Below are 17,100 nucleotides of genomic sequence, written 5' to 3'. Positions count from 1 at the left end.
TAACGTAAACACGGGATGCTGAACACGGGCTTGGTGAACAAAATGCGCGCGCACTGCGTGGGCCGAGAGATAATGGAGCACTATGGCCACACAGATCAATCCGCCGCGCGGGATGCGCGACTTCCTGCCCACCGACAAGCGTCGCCGCGAGCGCGTGCTCGCCACCATCCGGCGAGTGTACGCAGCTCACGGGTTCGACGAAATCGAAACTCCGGTTGTGGAAGACAGCGCGCGGCTGCATTCGGGAATGGGTGGTGACAATGAAAAACTGTCGTTCGCCGTGATGCGTCGCGGCCTCGACCAAGCGGCGCTGGAATCAGCGGCCAGCACCGGCAACCCGCTCGAGCTGAGCGACCTCGGGCTGCGCTTCGACCTCACCGTGCCGCTGGCGCGATTCATGGCAACGCATCGGGGTAACCTGCCGATGGTGTTCCGGTCAATGCAAATCGGGCCGGTATGGCGAGCCGAGCGGCCGCAGAAGGGGCGCTACCGCCAGTTTGTGCAATGCGACGTCGATATTTTGGGTGAGCCGTCGCTGCTTGCCGAAGCCGAACTGCTGATTGCCGGCTCGGCGGCGCTGGGCGAGCTGGGGCTGCACGACTGCACCATCCGCGTAAATGACCGTCGCCTGCTCACCTGCCTGCTCGAGTGGTGCGGGTTCGCTGCCGAGCAGCAGCCGGGTGCGCTCATCTCAGTCGACAAACTCGACAAGATCGGTGTCGAGGGCGTGGTGGCAGAGCTCGGCGAGGTCGACGCGGCCGCCGCCGAACGGCTGCGCGAAGCGCTCACCGGCTGGGAACCGTCACTTGCCACGGGCATCCCGCTGAACACCGAAGCCATCCTCGCCTCGCTGCCACAATCACTGCGCGAAAACGAACAGGCACGCGCCGCAGCCGAATCGCTCGGCGAGATCGCCGCGGCCGTGGCTGCCGGTGGGGGAGCGCTGCCGCTGGTATACGACCCCACCCTCGTGCGCGGCATGGGCTACTACACCGGCACCATCTTCGAGGTGGCCCACCCCGCATCCGGTTCATCGGTTGGTGGCGGCGGACGCTACGACGGTATGATCGGACGCTTTTTGGGGCAGGATGTGCCGGCCTGCGGGTTTTCGATCGGGTTTGAACGCATTGTCGACCTCGTAACCGAACAGGACACCGACGAATCCGAAGCTGTCATCGCGCTTGTTGACAAACGCATCCTGCCTGCCGACGCCATGCTCCTCAAACGCGCGCTGCTGCAGCCGGGCCGTCGAGTACGGCTCGAAAAGCGACCCAAAAACGTGCGCAACCTGCTTGACCGGGCCGCATCCGAGGGATTCACCCACGTGGCACACCTGCGGGATGAGCATCTCGTCAACCCCGAAACCATCACGCTCGAGCCGCTCAATTAGCTCGCGCCCAGCCACAACTCCACCGGCCCCGGCAGTTGCTCAGCGAACTGTCGGGGTCTGTGCGTTCTGTTCACGCCGGGGGCAGTAGGCTGGGAGTGCAACTGGCACTACGACCTGAGGAGCTGCACGTGTCGTTCATCGTTGACGTTTTTGCCCGCGAAATTCTTGACTCACGAGGAAACCCGACTGTTGAGGTTGAGGTGACGCTCGACGACGGCTCACGTGGCCGTGCCGCCGTGCCCTCGGGCGCCTCGACCGGTGCTTTTGAAGCCTACGAACTGCGTGATGGCGACGCCAACCGCTACCTCGGTAAGGGCGTCGAAAAAGCCGTGCAGGGCGTGGTTGATGAGATCAACCCCGCTGTTGAATTCTTCGACGCAACCGACCAGCGCGCGATCGACGCTGAACTGATTGAGCTTGACGGCACCAAGAATAAAGAACGCCTCGGCGCCAACGCGCTGCTCGGTGTCAGCCTCGCCACCGCGAAGGCTGCCGCGGTTTCGGCCAACCTGCCGCTTTTCCGCTACGTCGGCGGTGCAAACGCGCACATGCTGCCGGTGCCGATGATGAACATCATCAACGGTGGCGCGCACGCCGACAACGGTGTGGACGTGCAGGAATTCATGATTCTGCCGATCGGTGCCAGCAGCTTTAAGGAAGCGCTGCAGTGGGGTGCCGAGGTTTACCACCAGCTCAAGAAGACCATCAAGAGCAAGGGCCTTTCGACCGGTCTCGGCGACGAGGGCGGTTTCGCTCCCGACGTGCCCACGACCCGCGCGGCGCTCGACCTGATCGTTGAGGCGATCGGTGAAACACGCTTCAAGCTCGGCACCGACATTGCGCTCGGCCTCGACGTGGCCTCGACCGAGTTTTTCAAGGACGGCGTGTACCACTTCGAGGGCGAGGAACTCACCGCCGAGCAGATGACCGCTTTTTACGAGCAGCTCATCGTCGACTACCCGATCGTCAGCATCGAAGACCCGCTGGCCGAGGAAGACTGGGACGGGTACGTCGCGCTCACTCAGAAGATCGGTGACAAAGTGCAGCTCGTGGGCGATGACCTGTTTGTCACCAACCCTGAGCGTCTGCAGCGCGGCCTTGAGCTGGGGGTTGCCAACTCGATCCTCGTCAAGGTGAACCAGATCGGTACCCTCACCGAAACGCTCGACGCAGTGTCGCTCGCGCACCTGCACCGCTACACCGCGATTCTCTCGCACCGCTCGGGCGAGACCGAAGACACCACGATCGCTCACCTCGCGGTGGCCACCAACTGCGGCCAGATCAAGACCGGTGCTCCGGCCCGTACCGACCGCGTTGCCAAGTACAACGAGCTGCTGCGCATTGAAGAAGAGCTCGGCGACCAGGCTCGCTACGCGGGTGCTCACGCCTTCCCGCGTTTCACCGCCAAGTAGTCCCGTTTTCGACCGGCTGGGCCCGTCACCGATTCCGGTGCCGGGCCCAGCCGGCTTTTTCCGTGGTGGTGTGGTGCCTGTTGGCTGTTGCCTGCTGTCTGCCGTCTGCTGCCGCACCGCCGCCGTCTCTGCACCGCATCCCCGAGCCGCACCGCACCGCATCCCTGAGTCGAATCCCTCCAACAAACAAAAAACCAACTTTGGCCAAATGGGTGCCGGTATGCAGATATCTGCGTATCGACCGGCATATGACCAAAGTTGGTGAAGGTCAGTGGGCGCACGGGGCCAGCGTCGGGAGAGGTGCGGGGCGGGGTGAGTGTGGGGCGGAAGCAGCGCGGGCATCCGAGAAGCAATCATCGGATGCGCCCGCATCGGCGGTGCGACGCTCGGCTCCGCATCCAATCGGCGACAATGGACACCATGACTGATCGGCGCCCAAACACCACCGCCTCCGCGCGGCGGCGTTCGATGCGTCGCCCCGGGCTCGGCTCGCTCATCATCCTCGGCGCCATAGTCGTTGGTGTCGGCCTCGTTACCCCGAGCATTAACCAGTTGATTGAGCAGCAGGTGCGCATCTCCGAACTGCGCCAAGACATCGACGAAGCGAATCAGCAAACTCAAGCACTACGAACCGAGCAGCGCCGCTGGAGCGACCCCGCCTATATCCGTTCGCAGGCCCGCGGGCGCCTGCTTTTCGTGAATCCCGGAGACACCAGCTACACCGTGCTCGACTCCGGCAAACAGATCGCCATGCGGGTACCCATCGAAGTTTCGGTTGAACAGCACACGACCACCACCGACTCGAATGCGCTCTATCTCGACTCGCTTATTCGGGCCGCGAAGGCTGATGAACAACCCCAAGACGACCAGGCTGATCAGGAGAAACCGTGACCGCATCACCCCACTACACACCAGCAACCGAGCATGATCTCGAGGTGCTTGAGCAGCAGCTCGGGCGCCCCATGCGCGGCGTGCTCGGAATCGGTGCGCGCTGCGTTTGCGGTAACCCGGTGGTGGTGGTGACGGCGCCGCGCCTCGAAGATGGAACCCCGTTCCCGACGCTGTACTACCTGTCGCATCCGGCGGCGACAGCCGAGATGTCACGACTTGAGGTGGCGCACCTGATGGTGCAGATGCAGGATGCGCTGGCGGCAGATGAGGAGCTGCGGGCCGCCTACCAGCGCGCCCACGAACAGTACCTGCAGGAACGTGAATCGGTGGCGCATGTTGAAGAAATCGCGCACGTCACCGCCGGCGGGATGCCCACGCGCGTGAAATGTCTGCATGCTTTGGCAGCTCACTCGCTGGCCGCCGGCCCCGGGGTGAATCCGATGGGTGACTGGGCGCTGCGCGAGTCGCGCTGGAGTATTGATCGCTGCCAGTGTGCCTAGCCGGTGCATCCGGGCCACGGCACCGGGTCACGGTGGGTTCGGGGTGCCGCGGCCGCGCGGTTTTAGCATCCTCGCATCCCAGCTACATCCAGGTGGCGTGAGGTTGCAGGTCTAGAATCGGCAGTGACAGTCCAGCTGTGTCCAGTTATTTAACTCAGCGAAAGAGGTTCGGCGTGACAAAGATTCTGATCATCGGCGGCGGTTATGCAGGGTTCACCACTGCTCGCCAGCTCGAAAAGAAACTTAACCCCGGTGAAGCACAGGTCACACTGGTTGACCCGCTGCCGTACATGACCTACCAGCCCTTCCTGCCTGAGGTGGCGAGCGGTTCGATCGAGCCCCGTCACGCAGTGGTTTCGCACCGCCGGCACCTGAAGCGCACGCGCGTGATCACCGCTGAGGTTGCCAAGCTCGACCACGCCAGCAAGACTGCGACGATCAAGCCGGCTGATGGTGATGAATACACGCTCGGCTACGACATTGTCGTGATGACTGCCGGTGCTGTGAGCCGCACCTTCCCGATCCCGGGTATTGCCGATAATGCGGTTGGGCTCAAGCAGATTGAAGAGGCGGTCTGGGTGCGCGACACCATGATCGACAACTTCAACCGCGCCTCGACCATGGCCCCCGGCCCCGAGCGTTCGCGTCTGCTCACCTTCGTTGTTGTCGGTGGTGGTTTTGCGGGTATCGAGGCGTTTGCCGAGATGCGTTCGCTCGCTACCGCGCTGCTGGCCGACTACCCGTCGCTGCAGTTTGATGATGTGCAGTTCCACCTCATTGAGGCGGCTGGCCGCATCATGCCCGAGGTTTCGGAGGAGACTGCGCTCAGTGTGATCAAAAACCTCGCCGAGCGCGGCGCCACGGTGCACCTGAACACCCAGTGCACCTCGGCGGTTGATGGTGTTGTCGAGACTTCAAACGGCGACAAGTTCCCAACTGACGTGATTGTGTGGACCGCCGGCCAGATGGCTAACCCGCTGGCTCAGGGCTTCACCGATCTGCCTGTTAACCAGCGCGGTAATGTGCGCGTTCGTGCCGACCTGCGGGTTGAGGGCGATGAGGGCATCGTGCAGGATGCATGGGCAGCCGGTGACGTTGCCGCGGTACCCGACCTGTCGGGTGGCGGTGTTGCCGGATACTGCGTGCCCAACGCTCAGCATGCGGTGCGTCAGGCGAAGGTGCTCGCCAATAACCTTGTGGCGACGCTGCGTGGGGATGCGCCGACCGACTACTACCACGAGAACATGGGCGCTGTTGCCGGCCTCGGCCTTGGTTTCGGTGCCTTCCAGTCGGGTAAGCGCGGTATGACCGGTTTCATCGCGTGGCTGATGCACCGCGGCTACCACGGTATGGCGATCCCGACCTACGAGCGCAAGGCTCGGGTGTTTAGCAACTGGTGCAGCCAGACTGTGTGGGGCCGCGACTTTGTGTCGCTGTCGAAGGTGCGCGAACCGAAGCACTTCTTTGAGCGTTTCGCGGCACGTCCGAAGCCGGCTGCGAAGAAGCCTGCAGCCGCAGCGAAGAAGTCTGACTCGTAACCGTCAAGTTGCGATTTAGCGACGCCGCCGTACCCTTAATAGGATGCGGCGGCGTCGCCGTTGCGCCGCCATTGTTGGCTGTGTGCAAAATCCCCTGGTAGCCCAATTGGCAGAGGCAGGCGACTTAAAATCGCCAAAGTGCGGGTTCGAACCCCGCCCGGGGGACGCTTACATACCCGGTGACTGCGGCTTGACTACTCGATCTGCAGAACCGGTAGTAGGAATGCGCAGCTATTTAACGGCTCTGCAAGGCCAGTCATGCACGGCCCGACGCAAGTGCCTTGTGTTGATGCCGGGAACCTCTAACCAAGTCACCTGTGCCAACGTGCAGCGCGCCCGCAAACTGCGCTCGCTAGAATTCGCGTCATGGATAACCTCGGTTGGCTCATTCCCGTGATCATCGTTGCGGTCATCGTGATTGCTCTTGCGGTATGGTTTTTCATCACCCGCAAACATTTGCAGACTGCCACCGCACAGGTGGATGCGAGCTGGAATGACGTTGCCGATCAGCTCAAACGACGCAATGATCTGATCCCCAACCTGGTCGCCGCCGTCCGCGAATTCGCCGGCCCGGAACAGCAGGTGTACGCCGAACTCGAAAGCGCCAGCGCAGACGCGGTGGCCAGCTCCGGCCCCAACGATGCTGCCGCGGCCGAAAACCGTTTCCAAGGCGCGCTGCGCAGCGTGTTCGGTCTCGTTTCGGGATACCCGCAACTGTCGAACCAGCCAAACTTTCTGCAAATCAAGGCCGATCTCGTGCAAACCGAAGACAAGATTCAGGCCGCTCGACGCAATTACAACAGCACCGTGCGTGGCTACAACCGCCAAATTTCGCGCTTTCCCAACAGCCTCGTCGCTGGCAGCTCCCGCGCCGAAGAGCGCGCGATCTACGAGGTTACTGATCGCGCGGCCATCTCGGAGCCGCCGCGGGTCCAGTTCTAATGACGGGCAACGAACAAACCGGTGGCAAAACCGTCATCGAACAATCACGCATCCCTGAAGACCGTGAATATGTCACCAAACCAGTACGGATAGCCGCGGCGTGGGCGTGGCGACTGATCCTCATCGTCTTGGCCGCCATCCCCATCATTTGGCTGCTTGCCAAGGGCAGCATCGTGGTGATTCCGCTGCTGGTGGCGATTTTGCTGACCGCGCTCATCACCCCGATTGCGAACTATTTTCGTGACCGGCTGCGCTGGCCGGCATGGATCGCCATTCTCATCGCGCTGCTCGCGCTGATTGCCGGACTATCAGCACTCATCGCCCTGGTGGTGGTCGCATTCCGCAGCGGCCAGCAATTTGACGTCGACAGCATCCAGCGCCGCGGTCAAGAGCTACTCAGGCTGCTCGAAGACAGCCCCCTGCACATCACCACCGACCACCTGCAGCAGTGGTACGGCGAAGCCACTAACTGGGTGAAAGAAAACGCCGCGTCGCTCGTGCAAGGAACGCTCGCCGCCAGCTCTACCGTCGCCTCGGTGGTTACCGGCGCCACAGTGGCCCTATTTGCCATCGTCTTTTATTTGGCGGATGGTCGGCGAATTTGGCTGTTTATCGTCTCGTTTTTGCCGGCAAGCGCCCGTGCCGCGGTCGACGGTGCGGGGGAGCGAGCCTGGATTTCTACCGGCCACTATGTGCGCGTGCAGGTCGTGGTGGCATTCATCGATGCGGTCGGGATTTTCCTCGGCGCGCTCATCCTGCAGGTGCCTTATGCGCTCGCCATCGGCATCATCGTGTTCATCGCGGCGTTCGTGCCGCTGGTGGGTGCGGTTGCCTCGGGTGCGGTCGCGGTACTCATCGCACTCATCGCCAATGGATTCTGGAACGCCGTCATCATGCTGGCCATCGTCATCGCGGTGATGGCGATCGAAGCGAATGTGTTGCAGCCGCTCATCATGGGGCAGGCCGTCGAGCTCCATCCGCTGGCGGTGCTGGTGTCGGTGAGCGCCGGCTCAATCTTCGCCGGTATCGCCGGGGCGGTTTTTGCGGTGCCGGTGGTCGCGGCGATACGTACGATGGTGAAATACATTCAATCAGGCAAATGGCGGGGCGATCCCGACCCCACCGTCGGGCTGTCAGACGACAGTGACTCGCTTGGTGGCCGGGTACCGAACCGTCAGCCGCTGTCCCTCCGTGTTAGAAAGAAACCGAGCGCATGACCGCTGAACTTGACCTCACATTCGAACCCACCCTGGAACGAATCGAGCAGGCTCGCGAGATCGTGCAGCGCACCACGCGGGTTACGCCGATGGAGTCGGCAAAATTCCTGCGCAAATATGTTGGCTCGCCCGTGTTTCTCAAATGCGAAAACATGCAGCGCACCGGTTCGTACAAGCTTCGCGGTGCCACCTACCGGCTCTCGCAGCTCTCAGAAGAAGAACGGGCGCGCGGGGTGGTGGCCGCATCCGCCGGTAACCACGCGCAGGGGGTCGCGTTCGCGGCTGCTGAGCTGGGTATTCCCGCCACTATTTATATGCCGATCGGCGTTCCCATCCCGAAACTCGAGGCCACCCGCAACTACGGTGCCGAGGTGGTGCTGCAGGGCTACAACGTGGCCGATTCGCTCGCCGGCGCTCAGGAATTTGCCGAACGCACCGGCGCAACGTTCATTCATCCCTACGACCACCCCGACATCATCACCGGCCAGGCAACCCTCGGCCTCGACATTCTCGAGCAGGCGCCGGATGTCGACACCGTGATTGTGCCGATCGGTGGCGGCGGGCTCGCTTCGGGCGTGGCGGCGCTGCTCAAACTCAAAGCGACCGAACTCGGCCGGGACATTCGCGTGATTGGCGTGCAAGCCGAGGGATCGGCCCCCTTCCGGCCGTCAATTGCTGCCGGGCATCCCGTGAAAGTTTCGGGGCATCCGACCATCGCCGACGGTATCGCGGTCAATGAACCGGGCAGGCTCACTTTTGAGCTGGTGCGCAAATATGTGGATGAAATTGTTGAAGTATCGGATGCGGATATTTCGCGGGCGATCCTGCTGTTGCTTGAGCGCGCGAAGCTCGTCGTTGAACCTGCCGGCGCCACGGGTGTGGCAGCCATGCTGGCCGGGAAAATTCACGACAGCGGTAAAACAGTGGCGGTGCTCTCGGGCGGCAATATTGACCCGATGATGCTCGAAAAGGTGATCGCGCAGGGTCTCACCGCATCCGACCGCTATATGCGCATCATTATTGGCCTGCACGATGTGCCGGGGCACCTGGCACGGATTTCGACAATTCTCGCGGATATCAACGCGAACGTGATCGAGGTGCTGCACACGCGCCACAACAAGGGCCTCCAGATCACGCAGGTTGAACTGGAGATTTCGGTGGAGACGCGCGGTAGCGAGCATGCGGCGCTCGTACTTGATTCGCTGCGCGCCGCGGGATACGAACCTCGCGTCGATCGCTACGCCACGGTGTAGTGGATGCAAAACACAAGTCGGCCCCGAACACCACTGCGGTGTGCGGGGCCGATTCGTGTGCTGCGTAATTAGCTGCGGAAGGTTTCGACGTCGATGATTTCGACGGGGATATCGCGACCGTTCGGTGCGAGATAGCTGGTTGTTTCGCCGATCTTCAGTCCCTCAATGGCGGCACCGATCGGGCTGTCGGGCGAGAACACCCGCAGGTCGGTTTGGGCTTCGAGCTCGGCATCGGCATACAAAAACTTTTGTTCCCGGCCGGCGATTGTGGCGAGCACTACGGTGCCGAGCTCAACCACACCAGCGGCTTCGGGGGCCTCTGAAACGACGGCGGTTTTGAGCATGGCTTCGATTTCAACAATGCGGGCCTCGATGCGGCCCTGTTCTTCACGGGCAGCGTGGTAGCCGGCGTTTTCTTTCAGGTCGCCGTCTTCCCGAGCCTCTTGGATTTCTTTTGCGATATTGCGTCGACCGGTGGTCGAAAGTTCGTCAAGTTCGGCACGAAGACGGTCATACGCGGCTTGGGTGAGCCAGGTCGACTCGTTCTGCTGCGACATGGGGTCTCCTTTTGGATAAAAAAATGCACCCCGACCTCCTGTCGGGGCAGTTTTCACATTCTAGCGTATCCGCTCAATAGACGGCCAGAATAAAGCGGTAATTGGATGCGGGGCTCGGCTAGTGGTCGGTGACCCAACACTCTTTTACCTGTACAACATCCGCAGCCTGGGTGGTTCGCAGCGTCACATCAATCACCTGATGCGCCTGTTCGCTCGGTGCCAGTTCGACAACCTTCCAGCCCACGACGGTGCCCGTCGTGTTGTGCGCCTCAACCGCGCAGGCGAGCGGTGTGCCAGGATGCACTGACACGCGTGCCTGCAGCGTCGCCGAAGCAGGGGAGACGACCTCAAAGCGCGCGGTTTGCGTTTCGACGGTAGCGCTGGGCGAAAGCGCAGTCATCGCCCAAAACAACACCACGCCGACGAACATGGCGGCCGCGGCCAGCCACACCCAGCGTGAGGAATTGGACGTCACGCGGCGACTTGTGCCGTAACGTTCGTCGAGTTCGCTCACGGTACTCCTGGCTGGCGGATAGGCTTAGGCGTTGAATTACCAGCTTAGTCCGTTGGGTCAACACGCGGCGCCGAACGGATCGGAATTGAGGCAGGAGCAGGGAAGTGACCTATCGGCTGCTGGCAGTGCACGCGCATCCCGACGACGAGTCGAGTAAGGGAGCCGGAACGTACGCAATGTACGAAGACCGTGGCGCCGAGGTCATGATTGTTAGCTGTACCGGCGGTGAAGCTGGCGACATTCTCAACACTGCCGTACCGTCCCGAGCACACGCCCAGCGCGACCTGCCGGGACTGCGCCGAGTTGAGATGGTTGAGGCCCAGCGCATCCTCGGCATTGAGCACCGCTGGTTGGGGTACCGCGATTCGGGGATGCCCGCAGACGGTGTGGTGCCCGCCGATAGTTTCGCTGCCATCCCGATTGAAATATCGGTGCGCCCGCTGGTGCGGCTCATTCGTGAGTTTCGCCCGCATGTGATGGTCACCTATGACGAGAACGGTGGCTATCCGCATCCCGACCACATTCGCACCCACGAGGTGTCGATTCGCGCCTGGGAACTGTCTGGCGACGAAGAATATCGTCCCGAACTGGGGTCGGCGTGGAGCATCCAGAAGCTCTACTACGACCGCACCATGAACTCCAACCGCTACCAGTCGCTGCTGCACGAGTTAAAAAAGCACAGCGAGCATGAGCATCTGGCTGACCGCATGGAAGCCATGGTCGCGCGGGTGCTCGAGCACGAGCAAGCCCGGCAGGGGCGCATCGGTGCGCGCATCAATGTGGCTGAGTATTTGCAGCGGCGGGATGCGGCGCTGCGTTCGCACTCGAGCCAGGTGGCGCCGAACGACGCGTTCTTTTTCGGCTATCCTCGCGATCTGGAGGCAGTTGCCTACCCGTTCGAAGATTACGAGCTGGTGATGTCGCGCGTGGCTGCCCCGGGCGGTGATCCGGCCGCGCTCGAAACGGATCTATTCGCGGGCATCATCGATGAGGGAGCTTGGTAATGAATCAACTGGCGCTGTGGGCCGTGTGGATGGGGATTGACGAGCCGCTCCCCACACCGACCGATCCCGCATTCAATCCCGCCGATGTGACGCCCGGGCCAATCGGATTTATTTTCACTGCGGTGTTTATGGTGGCCGTTGGTTTGCTCGTGATGTCGATGATGACAAAAATGTCGCGGGTGAACGCCCGCTACCAGGTGCGCGAAGAACTCGAGCGCGAAGCAGCCGCGAAGCAAGCATCCGGTCAGGATTCGGCCGGGCAGGATGTATCCGGTCGGGATGTAGCCGGGCAGGATGTGGCCGCTGAGGCTGAGCGCGAAACCGGCGATAGTGACCCGAGTTCGGGAGACATCAGCCGCTAAGTTTCCCGGCGAACGAACGAGCCCCGGCCACGCCCAATGCGAGGTCGGGGCTCGTCTGCGGATGCGCTCGGCTAACGGGATGCGCTAGGCGGCCGGGTTGAGCACAATCAGCAGGATCGCAACCCAGTGGCAGGCCCAGGCAACCACCGTGTGCGCGTGAAAAATCTCGTGAAAACCGAAATAGCGCGGCCAGGGATTGGGGCGTTTCATCGCGTAGAACACGGCGCCGACCGTGTAAACCACACCGCCCACGGCAACCAGCACCATCATGGCGACGGATGCTGCCAGCAAATCACCCAGATACATGACGGCAAGCCAGCCGGTGGCGAGATAGAGCGCCACGTACAGCCAGCGCGGTGCGGTGATCCACAGCACATTAAAAGTGATGCCTGCGGCCGCAGCACCCCACACCAGCCAGAACAGCAGCCAACCTTTTTCTGGTGGCAGCCCCAGCAGCGCGATCGGTGTGTAAGTGCCGGCAATGAGCAGGAAAATATTGGCGTGGTCGATGCGTCGCAGCACCGCCTTGGTGCGCGGCTGCCACGCGACCCGGTGGTACAGCGCCGACATTCCGAACAGCACCACCGATGAGGCGGTGTACACGGTGATCGCGAACACCTGGCGGGCATTATCGGCGAACACCAGGAGCAGGCCGCCAAGCACTGCGGCAGCAACCGCAGCCCAGGTGTGCAGCTCTCCCCGCATCCGCGGTGGGATGGCCGCAGGCGGCTGCGGTGAAGCGTCGGCGGTATCTTGGGCGAAGGACTTTGCCGGAGTATCCGGCTTCGTGGCTGCCATACACACACCCTACGCCGTGCACTAGATTAACGGTGTGAAAGTTCGTGTGCCGGTTGCTTCAGCGATGCTGTACCGCCTGTATACCCGTCGCCTGTGGCGTGCGCTTGACCGGATGAGTGCGCGGCCGCAACACGTGGCGATGATTATTGATGGCAATCGGCGCTGGGCTCGGCTTGCCGGTCACGAGGATGCGGCTGCTGGGCACCGGGCCGGGGCCGCCAAGATGATCGAGTTTCTCGGCTGGTGTGATCGGGCCCGGATTGGCACGGTCACGCTGTATTTGCTCTCACGCGACAATCTCACCAATCGCGAGAGCCGCGAACTGCACGAACTACAGCAGATCATTGCTCGGCTGGCCGACGCCATCGCCGCTAATGACCGCTGGCGGGTGCAGCATGTGGGCTCGAGCGAGGGGCTTGACCCGCAGCTCGCTGCCACTCTCAAACGCGTGCAGGAAGAGACCGCCACTCGCAAGGCGAGCCTGCATGTGAATCTGGCCGTCGGCTACGGCGGCCGCAGCGAAATCGTGGATGGGATGCGGTCGATCGTTAGCGCACATGCCGATTCGGGCGGGTCGATTGCTGAACTCGCGGATATTCTCACTCCCGAACTGATCGGTGAACATCTTTACACCGGCGGGCAGCCCGACCCCGACCTGCTGATCCGTACTTCGGGCGAGCAGCGGCTCAGCGACTTCATGCTGTGGCAGGCGGCGCACTCGGAGTTTTATTTTGTGGAGGCGCTCGGACCCGATCTGCGCGAGGTTGATTTTTTGCGCGCGGTGCGTGATTTTGCCAGCCGAGAGCGGCGCTACGGCAAATAGCTGCCTGCGCCGACACGCCCGGGCCGGCGTGTCGGAATCGGTGGCGGAACGGCTTTTCGGGTGCTTTTTCGCCCGGTATTTGTCACATTCGTCACAGCCGCATCACCCGTAACAGCCAAGATGAACTTCGGGTAACCGTCGGGAAACGACTGCGCATAACCGCATCGGACTAACGCTCTCACCCAGCTGCGGGGCGATAGCTTGGCGGCATCAGGGGACATTCCTGATCGAAGCGGCCACACAAGTTCGTTTCGACATCGCGACGGGTTTCGACACCGAAACTGAGTGGCCGAATCGCAGCACCGACGAGCGCAAGCTCGGCGAGGAGACGACGCCGTGACCACCGCGACACCGACCACCATCGACCGTGGCAACGAAGCCGCAGCAGCCACCAACGCGGGCGAACATCCCGCTAACAACACCGATTCAGCAACCCGAGTGCGCACCTATGTGCTCGACACCTCGGTGCTGCTGAGCGACCCGCGAGCAATTTTTCACTTCGCTGAACACGAGGTCGTCATCCCGATCGTGGTGATCACCGAGCTCGAAAAAAAGCGCTCCGACCCCGAGATCGGCTATTTTGCTCGCCAAGCACTGCGGCTGCTTGACCGGTTCCGCATCGAACACGGCCGGCTCGACTTCCCGATGCCGGTGGGGGATGAGGGCGGCACTCTGCGGGTCGAACTCAACCACTCCAACCAGCAAGTGTTGCCAAGCGGGATGCAGCTGGGCGACAACGACTCGCGCATCCTTGCTGTGGCTGCCAACCTGCAAAACGACGGCCTGGAAGTGACCGTTGTCTCAAAAGACCTGCCGATGCGAGTGAAAGCGTCGGCCATCGGCATCGCCGCCGATGAATACCGCCACGAACTCGCTCGCGATACCGGCTACACCGGGCTCACCCAGATCGAACTCGGTAGCGAAGCAATCAGCGAGCTGTACGAACACGAAGAAATCGCCTGCGATGACATTGCCGAACAGCCGATCAACACCTCACTCGTGATCGCCTCCGAACGCGGGTCAGCGCTCGGTCGCGTGGTGCGCGGCGCCGACGGCGATCGTCGCGTGCGCCTCGTGCGTGGCGACCGCGACGTGTTTGGCGTGCACGGCCGCTCAGCCGAACAGCGCCTGGCCATCGACCTGCTGCTCGACCCCTCGGTGGGCATCGTCTCGCTGGGCGGGCGCGCCGGAACCGGCAAATCGGCACTCGCGCTCGCGGCCGGGCTCGAGGCCGTCCTCGAGCGCGGACTGCACCGCAAAATCATGGTGTTTCGGCCGCTGTTCGCGGTGGGCGGCCAAGAACTCGGCTACCTGCCAGGCGATCAGGACGAAAAGATGAACCCGTGGGGGCAAGCCGTTTACGACGCGCTCTCCTCGATCGTCTCCGACAACGTCATCGACGAAGTGCTCGACCGTGGCATCCTCGAAATCCTGCCGCTCACTCACATCCGCGGCCGCTCACTGCACGACGCCTTCGTGATCGTCGACGAAGCGCAATCGCTCGAACGCAATGTGCTGTTGACCATGCTGTCGCGCGTGGGACAAAACTCACGCGTGGTGCTCACCCACGACGTCGCCCAACGCGACAACCTGCGCGTGGGACGCCACGACGGCATCGCCTCGGTGATTGAAACGCTCAAGGGACAGCCACTCTTTGGCCACATCACGCTCACGCGATCCGAACGCAGCGCCATCGCGGGACTCGTGACCGATCTGCTTGAGGGGTACGAAATCTACTAGCGCACTCGACCCCGCCGGCCGCATCCCTGTGGATAACCGCAGCGGCTGCGGCCGGTTCTCGCTAGGGTGCCGCCGTGGACGAAACCCAAGTGCAGCTCGCCGCAGCCGGCGCAATAGCCCTGTGGGCAGCTGCAGTCACGCCTGCCCTGGTGCAGCACGATCTGCGTGAGTTTCGGCTACCGAACCGGCTCACCCTACCGGGCTGGTGGGTGGCGGCCGGTGCGCTTGCGGTGGTCACACCGCTCACCGGCCAGTTCCCGACCTCGGCGGCCCTGACCGCGCTCATCCTGCTGGTGGTGCTCGTCGCCGTCGCGTTCACCGGCGGACTCGGGATGGGGGATGTCAAACTCGTGCTGCCGCTGGCGGTCGGGCTGCTGCTCGTTCATCCGCAAACCGCGCTCGTTGCCGCGATGCTGGCGCTGTGTAGCGGCGCGATCGTTGCGCTCGGCACGGTGATTCAGCAGCGTAACCTGCGCGCTCACATCCCTTTTGGTCCGCCAATTTTGTTGGGCTATTGGACGGGATACACCTGGAGTGCCACGGGTATCCTGCCGGGCATTCTGCCGTAGGGATGCACTCGGGAAGCTATCGACCAAGCAGCGTAGAATTGAGGGGCAAGAATCCCAGATCCGAAAGGGGACAGCGTGGTCGAGAACAACGAGACCGAATACCGTATCGAGCACGACACCATGGGCGAGGTGCGCGTTCCAAAAAACGCCCTCTACGCCGCGCAGACGCAGCGTGCGGTCGAAAACTTCCCGATCTCGGGTCAGGTGCTTGAAGACCGTCAGATCATCGCGCTCGCACAGATCAAGCGTGCCGCAGCAATCGTGAACGCCAAGCTGGGCATCCTCGACGAGGGTCGCTCGAAGGCAATCGTCGCCGCTGCCGAGCAGATCATCGGTGGTCAGCACCTTGACCAGTTCCCGATTGACATCTACCAGACCGGGTCGGGTACCTCGTCGAACATGAACACCAACGAGGTGCTCGCGAAGCTCGCCACCGACATCTTCGAAGACCAAGTACACCCCAACGACCACGTCAACGCCTCGCAGTCGTCGAATGACGTGTTCCCCACCTCGGTGCACATTGCTGTCACCGGCGCGCTGATTGAAGACCTCGTGCCCGACCTCGAGTACCTCGCCGAGGCACTCGAAGAAAAGGCCGAGCTGTGGAAGGACGCTGTTAAGGCCGGCCGCACCCACCTGATGGACGCGACCCCGGTGACCCTCGGCCAGGAATTTGCCGGTTACGCCCGCCAGATTCGCCTGGGCATCGACCGCGTGAAGGCCACCATTGAGCGCGTTGCCGAGGTGCCGCTGGGCGGTACCGCAGTGGGTACCGGTATCAACACGCCCAAGGGCTTCTCGGAGCAGGTTATTGCCGAGCTCGCCGCCAAAACCGGCCTGCCGCTGCACGAAGCTGCCGACCACTTCGAGGCACAGAGCGCGCGTGACGGTCTGGTTGAGGCTTCGGGTGCGCTGCGCACCGTCGCGGTCTCGCTCACCAAGATCAACAACGACCTGCGCTGGATGGGGTCGGGTCCGAACACCGGTCTCGGCGAACTGCACATCCCCGACCTGCAGCCCGGCTCGTCGATCATGCCCGGTAAGGTCAACCCGGTTGTTCCCGAAGCCGTGCTGATGGTGTGCTCGCGCGTGATCGGTAACGACGCCGGTATCGCGATTGCCGGTGCCTCGGGTTCGTTCGAGCTCAACGTGCAGATTCCGTTCATGGGCACCGCACTGCTCGAGTCGATCCGTCTGCTCGGTAACGCCTGCCGGGTGCTCGCCGACAAGACCATCAAGGGCCTCGAAGCCAACCTCGAGCACGCCCGCGAGCTGGCCGAGTCGTCGCCCTCGATCGTCACGCCGCTCAACCGTGTTATCGGTTACGAAGCATCCGCGAAGATCGCGAAGCACGCCGTTGCCAACAAGCTCACCGTGCGCCAGGCCGTGATCGACCTCGGCTACGTTGAGCGCGGCGAGATCACCGAAGAGGTGCTCGACGAAAAGCTTGACGTGCTCAAGATGACCTCGCCGAACCTCTAAGCGAGTCAAAAACAAGTTGTGGCCCGGAAGTTCGCTTCCGGGCCACAACTGTTATGGGGATGCACGCTCGACGGCAGCCAAACCGTGCGGTTAGTTTGCTAGCGGTGC

17 protein-coding genes and 1 tRNA gene are annotated in these 17,100 nt (G+C 62.5%); 15 read left to right on the top strand and 3 right to left on the bottom strand.

Annotation, left to right across the window (positions count from 1 at the left end):
- Positions 1-82: 82 nt before the first annotated feature.
- The 9 genes from hisS to ilvA all read left to right on the top strand — a co-directional run bounded on the left by hisS (position 83) and on the right by ilvA (position 9,143).
- Entirely contained in the window at positions 83-1,390 is a 1,308-nt protein-coding gene (hisS, locus tag PV375_RS05175) for a histidine--tRNA ligase (protein WP_201521828.1), read from the top strand.
- 128 nt (positions 1,391-1,518) lie between these two features.
- Positions 1,519-2,802, top strand: coding sequence for a phosphopyruvate hydratase (gene eno / locus PV375_RS05170; protein ID WP_201521829.1), 1,284 nt, complete (start codon positions 1,519-1,521; stop codon positions 2,800-2,802).
- Positions 2,803-3,222: 420 nt separating this feature from the next.
- On the top strand, positions 3,223-3,693 hold the full coding sequence (locus tag PV375_RS05165) for an FtsB family cell division protein (RefSeq protein ID WP_332106418.1): 471 nt from the start codon (positions 3,223-3,225) through the stop codon (positions 3,691-3,693).
- Positions 3,690-4,193 carry a DUF501 domain-containing protein gene (locus PV375_RS05160; protein WP_332106417.1) on the top strand — a complete coding sequence of 168 codons (504 nt, stop codon included), beginning with the start codon at positions 3,690-3,692 and terminating at the stop codon, positions 4,191-4,193. Before PV375_RS05165 ends, PV375_RS05160 begins: the two co-directional genes overlap by 4 nt.
- A 173-nt stretch (positions 4,194-4,366) precedes the next feature.
- Entirely contained in the window at positions 4,367-5,731 is a 1,365-nt protein-coding gene (locus tag PV375_RS05155) for an NAD(P)/FAD-dependent oxidoreductase (protein ID WP_201521835.1), read from the top strand.
- 91 nt (positions 5,732-5,822) lie between these two features.
- Positions 5,823-5,896: transfer RNA gene (locus PV375_RS05150), tRNA-Leu, on the top strand.
- A gap of 201 nt (positions 5,897-6,097) precedes the next feature.
- Positions 6,098-6,673: a LemA family protein gene (locus PV375_RS05145; RefSeq protein ID WP_332106416.1), complete on the top strand. Its 576-nt coding sequence runs from the start codon at positions 6,098-6,100 to the stop codon at positions 6,671-6,673.
- Positions 6,673-7,890, top strand: coding sequence for an AI-2E family transporter (locus PV375_RS05140; protein ID WP_332106415.1), 1,218 nt, complete (start codon positions 6,673-6,675; stop codon positions 7,888-7,890). The genes PV375_RS05145 and PV375_RS05140 overlap by 1 nt, the downstream gene beginning before the upstream one ends.
- Positions 7,887-9,143: a threonine ammonia-lyase gene (ilvA, locus tag PV375_RS05135; RefSeq protein WP_332106414.1), complete on the top strand. Its 1,257-nt coding sequence runs from the start codon at positions 7,887-7,889 to the stop codon at positions 9,141-9,143. Before PV375_RS05140 ends, ilvA begins: the two co-directional genes overlap by 4 nt.
- Positions 9,144-9,211: 68 nt before the next feature.
- Here the strand turns inward: ilvA and greA are convergent, their stop codons facing one another.
- Both greA and PV375_RS05125 read right to left on the bottom strand, forming a co-directional pair.
- On the bottom strand, positions 9,212-9,700 hold the full coding sequence (gene greA, locus PV375_RS05130; protein ID WP_332106413.1) for a transcription elongation factor GreA: 489 nt from the start codon (positions 9,698-9,700) through the stop codon (positions 9,212-9,214).
- A gap of 118 nt (positions 9,701-9,818) precedes the next feature.
- Positions 9,819-10,214 (bottom strand): DUF4307 domain-containing protein, encoded by a 396-nt coding sequence (locus PV375_RS05125; protein ID WP_332106412.1) that lies wholly within the window; start codon positions 10,212-10,214, stop codon positions 9,819-9,821.
- A gap of 104 nt (positions 10,215-10,318) precedes the next feature.
- Here PV375_RS05125 and mca point away from each other — a divergent pair, with 104 nt between their 5' ends.
- On the top strand, positions 10,319-11,218 hold the full coding sequence (gene mca / locus PV375_RS05120; RefSeq protein WP_332106411.1) for a mycothiol conjugate amidase Mca: 900 nt from the start codon (positions 10,319-10,321) through the stop codon (positions 11,216-11,218).
- Positions 11,218-11,580 (top strand): hypothetical protein, encoded by a 363-nt coding sequence (locus PV375_RS05115; protein WP_332106410.1) that lies wholly within the window; start codon positions 11,218-11,220, stop codon positions 11,578-11,580. Before mca ends, PV375_RS05115 begins: the two co-directional genes overlap by 1 nt.
- An 84-nt stretch (positions 11,581-11,664) precedes the next feature.
- Here the strand turns inward: PV375_RS05115 and trhA are convergent, their stop codons facing one another.
- On the bottom strand, positions 11,665-12,378 hold the full coding sequence (trhA, locus tag PV375_RS05110; RefSeq protein WP_442903933.1) for a PAQR family membrane homeostasis protein TrhA: 714 nt from the start codon (positions 12,376-12,378) through the stop codon (positions 11,665-11,667).
- 64 nt (positions 12,379-12,442) lie between these two features.
- Here trhA and PV375_RS05105 point away from each other — a divergent pair, with 64 nt between their 5' ends.
- The 4 genes from PV375_RS05105 to PV375_RS05090 all read left to right on the top strand — a co-directional run bounded on the left by PV375_RS05105 (position 12,443) and on the right by PV375_RS05090 (position 16,992).
- The gene (locus PV375_RS05105) at positions 12,443-13,201 is read left to right on the top strand and encodes an isoprenyl transferase (protein ID WP_332106493.1); all 759 of its coding nucleotides are present in this window, start codon (positions 12,443-12,445) and stop codon (positions 13,199-13,201) included.
- Positions 13,202-13,537: 336 nt separating this feature from the next.
- On the top strand, positions 13,538-14,941 hold the full coding sequence (locus tag PV375_RS05100; RefSeq protein WP_442903932.1) for a PhoH family protein: 1,404 nt from the start codon (positions 13,538-13,540) through the stop codon (positions 14,939-14,941).
- A gap of 74 nt (positions 14,942-15,015) precedes the next feature.
- Positions 15,016-15,510: a prepilin peptidase gene (locus PV375_RS05095; protein WP_201613824.1), complete on the top strand. Its 495-nt coding sequence runs from the start codon at positions 15,016-15,018 to the stop codon at positions 15,508-15,510.
- Between the two features lie 75 nt (positions 15,511-15,585).
- Positions 15,586-16,992 carry a class II fumarate hydratase gene (locus PV375_RS05090; protein WP_332106409.1) on the top strand — a complete coding sequence of 469 codons (1,407 nt, stop codon included), beginning with the start codon at positions 15,586-15,588 and terminating at the stop codon, positions 16,990-16,992.
- The last annotated feature ends 108 nt before the right edge of the window (positions 16,993-17,100 follow it).

The organism is Gulosibacter sp. GYB002 (genome assembly GCF_036577665.1).
In the GTDB taxonomy this organism is placed as follows: domain Bacteria; phylum Actinomycetota; class Actinomycetes; order Actinomycetales; family Microbacteriaceae; genus Gulosibacter; species Gulosibacter hominis.
Note: the sequence above shows the minus strand (reverse complement) of the source record. Positions and strands in the feature narration are given on the sequence as shown.